Annotated in this window: 7 protein-coding genes; 4 read left to right on the forward strand and 3 right to left on the reverse strand. The window is 76.9% G+C overall.

The genetic code is table 11. The features are described 5' to 3' along the window. Positions 1–109 precede the first annotated feature (109 nt). From ACWGKI_RS20180 to ACWGKI_RS20190, 3 genes are all read right to left on the reverse strand, one after another. The gene (locus ACWGKI_RS20180; RefSeq protein ID WP_452189424.1) at positions 110–532 is read right to left on the reverse strand and encodes a hypothetical protein; all 423 of its coding nucleotides are present in this window, start codon (positions 530–532) and stop codon (positions 110–112) included. A 120-nt stretch (positions 533–652) separates the two neighbouring features. Beyond that, positions 653–1,996, reverse strand: coding sequence for a phosphotransferase (locus ACWGKI_RS20185; RefSeq protein WP_452189426.1), 1,344 nt, complete (start codon positions 1,994–1,996; stop codon positions 653–655). Between the two features lie 85 nt (positions 1,997–2,081). After that, positions 2,082–3,206 carry a DNA glycosylase AlkZ-like family protein gene (locus tag ACWGKI_RS20190; RefSeq protein WP_452189428.1) on the reverse strand — a complete coding sequence of 375 codons (1,125 nt, stop codon included), beginning with the start codon at positions 3,204–3,206 and terminating at the stop codon, positions 2,082–2,084. A 147-nt stretch (positions 3,207–3,353) separates the two neighbouring features. Between ACWGKI_RS20190 and ACWGKI_RS20195 the strand changes: the two genes are divergently transcribed. From ACWGKI_RS20195 to ACWGKI_RS20210, 4 genes are all read left to right on the forward strand, one after another. Beyond that, positions 3,354–4,568 carry a sensor histidine kinase gene (locus tag ACWGKI_RS20195; RefSeq protein ID WP_452189430.1) on the forward strand — a complete coding sequence of 405 codons (1,215 nt, stop codon included), beginning with the start codon at positions 3,354–3,356 and terminating at the stop codon, positions 4,566–4,568. Then, the gene (locus tag ACWGKI_RS20200) at positions 4,565–5,230 is read left to right on the forward strand and encodes a response regulator (protein WP_380245240.1); all 666 of its coding nucleotides are present in this window, start codon (positions 4,565–4,567) and stop codon (positions 5,228–5,230) included. The genes ACWGKI_RS20195 and ACWGKI_RS20200 overlap by 4 nt, the downstream gene beginning before the upstream one ends. A 144-nt stretch (positions 5,231–5,374) precedes the next feature. Next, positions 5,375–5,659, forward strand: coding sequence for an SHOCT domain-containing protein (locus ACWGKI_RS20205; RefSeq protein WP_452189432.1), 285 nt, complete (start codon positions 5,375–5,377; stop codon positions 5,657–5,659). Positions 5,660–5,902: 243 nt separating this feature from the next. Further along, entirely contained in the window at positions 5,903–6,919 is a 1,017-nt protein-coding gene (locus tag ACWGKI_RS20210; protein ID WP_452189433.1) for a L,D-transpeptidase family protein, read from the forward strand. Positions 6,920–6,985 lie beyond the last annotated feature (66 nt).

Consider the following 6,985-nt stretch of genomic DNA (forward strand, 5'->3'; position numbering starts at 1 on the left):
CCGGCCCCCCCCCCCGGCCCCCCCCCCCCGGCGCCTAAGGGGGGTTTGCCCAGGTCCCCGGCTTTCAACAGGTAAAAACCCGCCTGTTCGGCGAGGGCGGGTGGGGCGGTCAGCCGGCGCTCGGGGCGCTCGGGGCGCTCTGGGCCGACTGCGGGGTGACCGGGCTGACCGGGCTCGCCGGCGTGTTCGGGCTGGCGGGCGTGTTCGGGCTGGCGGGCGACTGAGGAGTCGGGGCCGTCTTCGCCGACTGCGCGGTCTGGGCCGTCACCGTGGTGACGGACGAGGCGTTCTGCACCGCCGACGGCGACGGGTCCGCCGACCGGACGGGCGACTCGACGGGTGCGGTGGCCGCGTTCGCGCTCGACGTCGGGTCCGGCGTCGAGCCCCCGCGGTCGTCGGCGAGGCGCACCGTGGTGGTCGCGACGTCGTCCGACGGCGCGCGGTCGCCGGCGCCCTGCGCCGCGGCGGCGACGGCGCCCAGGCCGACCGCGCCCAGCGCTCCGGTGACGATCCATGCGCTGCGTGCCTTCATGGTGCTGCTCCCTCGTGTCGGTCGGCGGCGTGCCCGCCGGGCGGTCCGGGCTCCTGCCCGGCTGGTTCCCAGCCTTCGCGGGCCCCGTGAGACGCCGGCGAGCCGCGGGTGAGAGGTCTCTCAGATTCCCGTCGCGTCCGCGAGCCGCTCGGCGACGTGGAGGAACGCGTCGGCGCGCACGGCGTCGTCCGCTCCGGCCGCGAGCGAGACGACGACGGCCGCTGCCCGCGCGCGCAGGAGCGCCGGGTCCGCCGCGCGACCGAAGACGTCCAGGCAGCGCGCGACGAGCCCCTCCGTCCCCGCGTACAGGCGGGGCTCGAGCGCGGTGAGCACGGCCAGGTGCGCGACGGCGCACGCCAGGTCGTCGACCAGATGGCCCGGGCCGAGGGTGTCGACGTCCAGCACACCGCCCACGCGCGGGGTCGTGCGCGCTCCGCCGGGCTCGTCGGCTGGGTCGTCGGCAGGGTGGTCGGCGGGGTCGAGCAGCAGGTTCGCCGCGTGCAGGTCGCCGTGGGTCGTGACCACGGGCCCCGGGTCCCGCGTCGCGACCACGGCCGCGACCCGGGCGCCCAGGTGCTCCAGGCGGCCCGGTTCCATCCCGTGCAGCGAGGCGAGGGTGCCGAGGTAGCGGTCGAGCCGGTCGGCCCACGGCGCACGACGCGGCAGCCGTCGGCCCGCGGCCGGGAGGCCTTGCGCCACCCGCAGGATCTCCGCGGGGTCGATGCAGCCCGCCTGGCCGACCGCCGGGGTCCGGGCGACGAGGTCGGCGACCGACGCGCCCGGCACCTCCGCGAGCAGCACGACGCCGTCGGGTGACCGGCCGAGCACCGGCGGCGCGTGGACGCCCGCCGGCGCGCCCGCGAAGAGCGCGTGCCGCTCGACCAGCTCGCCCACGCGGGAGGGCCGCACCACCTTGACGTACACGGTGCCCGCGGACGTGCGCGCCCGGAGCACCGCGCGGCGCAGGGGGCGGTAGATGACGGTCTCCAGGCCGAGCACCGCGACGTCCGCGCCCGCCTCCCGCAGCCGCTCCTGCACGAGCGCCGGCGTGCTCCCTGCCTCCAGCCCGGGCAGCGCGGGGTCGTGCGGGTGGCGCCACACGTGCAGGCTCCGGCCGCCGTCGTCGAGCCGCACCACGCCCGGCCCGGGGTCGCTGCCCACCGGCAGGTCCTCGCCCCGCGCGCGGCGGAAGGTGGAGGCGGGGGCGGTCGACGCGAAGAGGTGCTCGTGCGCGCGACGCACCCCGCCCTCCGCCCGCCGGGCCACGACCTCGAAGGCGACCGTCACCTCGGCGCCCGGCCGCGCGTGCACCTGCCGCAGCGTCCAGGACTCGAGCTCGGCGCCGTCCGCCGCGAGCGCCGCGCCCAGCACGTCGGCCGCGCCGTCGCCGGCGAGCAGGTCGAGCCAGGCGCGGCGGTCGTCAGAGGCGACCGCGGGCGGTGCGGTGGGCGGAGGGGTCGGCACCCCGTCATCCGACCGCGCGGGCGGAAGCGCGGGGTGAGACGCCGATGAGAGCCCTCTCATCCGCCCGCGGCGGTGCTCCGGCGGGTCAGAGCGAGACGTCGTCGAGCCCGAGCCACCCGGCGAGCTCCGCCAGCTCGTGCCGCACCGCCTGTGCGACGTCGGGCGTGAAGGGCAGGTCCTCGTGGATCGCGTCCACGCGCAGGACGCCGGCCCTCCGGTCGGCGGTGGCGTCCACCTTCCCGACGAACCGGTCCCCGTGCAGCACGGGGAGCGCGAAGTAGCCCCACCGGCGCTGGGCGCGCGGCTTGTACATCTCGAGGACGTAGTCGAAGTCGAAGATCTCCAGCAGCCGGGCACGGTCGTGCACGAGGGCGTCGAAGGGCGAGAGCACGGCGGTGCGGCCCTCGAAGGGCTCGTCGACCGACTCCAGCGCGCCCGGGTCGACGAGCCACGTCCGGTCGCTGCCCTCCACCGTCGCAGGCGTCCCCGTGAGGTCCACGTAGTCCTCGTCCCCGGGGAGCCCTGGCACGCGGGCGCGGGTGATGCCGCGCGCGCGGACGAACCGGGCGACGCGCTCGCGGGCCGCCTCCTCGCGGGGCAGCGGCGTGACGTCCGGGTAGACGCGCTCCGCCAGGTCCCACAGGCGGTCGCGGCCGCGCCGCCCGGCGACCGCGACGTCCCCGTGCAGAGCCGCGAACTCCAGCATCTGCGTCACGTTGCGGTGCCCCGTCCAGCCGGTGGAGCGCCACGGCCGCACGCTGGTGTCCGGCACGTCGCGGGCGCTGAGCGGGCCGGCCTGGGCAAGCAGGGCGAGGACGTCGTCGAGGAACGGCGCGTTGTCGTGGAACCAGCTCGCACGCCAGTCCCCGAAGGGCCATCGACGCATCTGCTCGAGCCAGAGCGGGAGGTCCTCCGTCGAGCGGACCGTGCCGCCCAGCCGGAACAGCATCCGGTCCGCCAGGGCGTCCTCCACCGCGCCGGGCCACGTCGCACGGCCGAGGCGGGACCAGGGCACGAGGTCGACGGCGGGCGCCACCGCCGTCGTCGGGTCGACCGGCAGCACCAGGAGGTGCTCGACGGTCGCCACCAGGTCGCCCGGGTGCCGCGGGTCGTCCGCGCGGCGCCCGTCGAGCAGCTGCGCCCGCACCGCGATGCGGCGGGCCTGGTCTCGGGTCAGCCGCACCGCCGGCGCGGCGTCGTCGCGGGTCACCTCGCGACGGTAGCGCCGGCCGCCCACACCACGGGGTCGGTCGTGCGACGGCGCCCGCAGTGCCGCCCGGGCATGGTCCCGGGGGACGACGCCGCACGGCACCCTGGTCGGACGCGCTGCCGCCGGCCGCGGCGTAGCGTGCCCGGCATGGACCGCGGCCCCCTCGACCGTTGGCGCCCCCGGCTCTTCCTCGCGGTGGCGCTCGCCGTCGTCGTGACGTTCGGGACCCTCGGGGCGTCGCACTGGCAGCCGGGCGCCCGCGACGTCGACGCGCTGGGGCTGCTCCTCGCGCTGGTCGGGCCGGTCGTGCTCCTCACCCTTCCCCGCCGGCCGGTGCTCGCGGTGCTGCTGGCGGTCGGCGCCGTCGGCGCATACCTGGTGCTGGGCTACGCGTGGGGACCGGTGCTGGGCGGCGCGGTCGGGGTGCTCGTCATGGTGCTGCTCACGGGCCCGGCCGGCCGTGCCCGCGTGATCGCCTGGTCGGGGGCGGCGCTCCTGTGGGGCACCGTGGTGGGAGCAGCAGCCCTCCGCGACGACGCGCCGCGGTCCGCCGCCGTCCTGGGCGGGGCCGCCTGGACCGCCGTCGCGCTCCTGGTCGCCACCGGCGTCCGCGAGCGCGTCGCGCGCGCGGCCGCCCTGCGCACCGCCCGCGCCGAGCGCGAACGCACGGCCGTCGCCACCGAACGCCTCCGCATCGCGCGCGAGCTGCACGACGTCCTCGCCCACTCGCTGTCCGCCATCAACGTCCAGGCGGGCGTGGGCCTGCACCTGCTGGACCGCGACGTCGAGCAGGCGCGTTCGTCGCTCGCGTCCATCAAGTCCACCAGCCGCGACGCCCTCGACGAGGTGCGCGCCGTGCTGGGCGTCGTGCGCGGCGAGGACCCGCCGGACGGCGAGGACGCCGGGCGGGAGGGCGCGCACGAGCCGCGCTCCCCCACGTGGGACCTCGCGGCGCTGCCCCGCCTGGCGGAGCCGCTGCGCGCCCGCGCCGTCGACGTCCGGTTCGACGTGGAGCCCGCCCTCCTCTCCGAGGGCGCGGTGCCCCCGCGCCTCGCGGGCGTCGCGTACCGCGTGGTGCAGGAGTCCCTGACGAACGTGGGCAGGCACGCGCCGGGCGCACGGTCCGTCGTCGTGCGGGTGGCGCGCGAGGACCACCGGCTGCGGGTCACCGTCACCGACGACGGCGGGCCCGGCGGACCTCCGGAGGAGCGCCCGCCCGGCTACGGGCTGCGCGGGATGCGGGAGCGGGTCGAGGGCGCGGGCGGCGGGCTGCGCACGGAGCACGGGTCGCCCGGGCGTGGGGCAGGCTTCGTCGTCGACGCCACCATCCCGCTGCCCGACGACGCGACGGAGGACGCATGATCCGCGTGCTGCTGGCCGACGACCAGGCGCTGGTGCGGGGCGGCTTCCGCGCGCTCCTCGACGCCGAGGACGACATGACCGTGGTGGGCGAGGCCGCGCGAGGGGACGAGGCGGTGCGCCTGGCCCTGGAGCTGCTGCCCGACGTGGTCCTCATGGACGTGCGCATGCCCGGCACCGACGGCCTTGAGGCCACCCGTCGCATCGTCGCCGACCCTGGTGCCGCCGACGTGCACGTGGTCGTGGTGACCACGTTCGAGCTGGACGAGTACGTGGCCGAGGCGATCCGCGGCGGCGCGAGCGGCTTCCTCGTGAAGGACACGGAGCCTGCGGACCTCGTCCGGGCCGTGCGCGTGGCCGCCGCGGGCGACGCCCTCCTGTCCCCGACCGTGACGCGCCGGCTGCTGGCCCGCGTCGCGGAGGCCACCCGGGACGTGCCGCCCCCGCCCGGCCTCGGTGACCTCACCGCCCGCGAGCGCGAGGTGCTCGTCGAGGTGGCCGGCGGGCTGTCGAACGACGAGATCGCGCGCTCGCTCTACCTGTCGGAGTCGACCGTCAAGACGCACGTCTCGCGGGTGATGGCGAAGCTGGGTGCTCGGGACCGTGCGCAGCTCGTCGTCGCGGCGTACGAGGGCGGCGTCGTCCGGCCGGGCTGGTCCGGCTGACCAGCCCGTGGCGCACCCTCGACCGGTGGCACGACGGGACCACCCAGGTCGGTACGCCGGGGTGACGACGCGGCCCTCCCCGCCGGGCGACGGTGGTGGTCGAGGGCCCGCAGAGGGCGGACCCACCGTCACGAGGAGTCCACGATGCTCACCACTGCCACCGCGATCGCCGTCCCCGCGGCCGTCGCCGCGCACCCGTACGCCGGCGGCGGGGGGCCGGGCTGGTGGATCGTCTTCCCGATCCTGTGGTTCCTGCTCTTCGCCACCGTCGTGTTCCTGATCGCCCGCCGGGCGCGCCGGTACGGGCCGCCGTGGGCGCGCGGCGGCGCCGGCGGCGTCGACGTCCTGGGCGAGCGGTACGCCCGCGGTGAGATCGACGAGGCCGAGTACCGGCAGCGCCTCGCCGTCCTCAAGGAGGACCGCCGCTGACCCGCCCTGCCGGCGACGCGGCCGCCCCGCCGTCCCTGCGGACGGTGGGGCGGCCCGCGTGCGAGAAGATGTCCCGCGCCACAACCTTTTCGCCTCGTCGCGCGTCGTAGCAGGTGGACGACGAACGACAGGTCACGATCACGACACGGCCGGGGTGCTGCGCTCGCGATCCGGGCGCGCACGGGGCACGGTGGTACCCCGCGGCGCACCCGGTACGCCGCACACCGGCGCGGAAGGGGCACGATGCGTACGGTTCCCAGGACTCGGCGACGCCGCGCGGCGTCGCTCCTCGGCGTGCCGGTGGTGCTCGCCCTGGTGCTCGGAGGTTGCGCCCCGCTCCCGGGTGACACGCAGCCGGAGCCCGGCGCCGCCCCGACCGCCGCGACGTCGACCGGCAGCGCGTCCGACGGCGCCTCGGCCACCGACGACGGGGTCCAGGGCTCGGCGTCCGAGGACGCCGCCCAGCAGCAGGCGGACCAGAAGGCCGCCGACGACGCCGCGAAGAAGGCCGCCGAGCAGAAGGCTGCCGAGAAGGCGAAGAAGGCCGCGGAGAAGAAGGCCGCGGAGAAGGAGGCCGCCGAGGAGGCCGCCGCCCAGGAGGCCGCGGACCAGAAGGCGGCCGAGGAGGCCGCCGCGAAGAAGGCCGCCGAGGAGCGCGACAAGATGCTCGCCTACGGCGACTCCGGCGCGCGGGTCGTCGCCCTCCAGGAGCGGCTGCAGGAGCTGGGCTACTTCCTCCTGGACGCGGACGGCAGCTTCGGCCCCGCCACGCAGCAGGCCGTGTGGGCGCTGCAGAAGGCGGCGGGCCAGTACCGCGACGGCGTCGTCGGCCCGAAGACGCAGGCCGCCCTCGACGACGGCGTGCGCCCGCAGGCGCACTCGTCGTCGGGCAAGGTGGTCGAGATCGACCTGGAGCGACAGCTCCTCATGACCGTCGAGAACGGTCAGGTCACCCGGATCTTCAACGCGTCGTCGGGCAACGGCGACACCTACGAGGCCAAGGGCCGCACGTATCACGCGACGACCCCGCACGGCTCGTTCGCGGTCTACATGGAGCGCGACGGCATGCACGAGTCCACGCTCGAGCTGGGCTCGATGTACCGGCCGAAGTACTTCTCGGGCGGGTACGCGGTGCACGGCTCGCCGTCGATCCCGCCGTACCCCGCCTCGCACGGGTGCGTGCGGGTGTCCAACTCGGCGATCAACTGGCTGTGGGACTCCTGGGGCATGCCCCACGGCACCCCGGTCATCCTCTACTGACCTGCCAGCCGAAGCCGGGCAGGTCCAGGCACACACGGCGGTCGTAGGCGTTGCCGCCACTCGGGG

The sequence above is a fragment of the Isoptericola sp. NPDC055881 genome, from assembly GCF_053615895.1.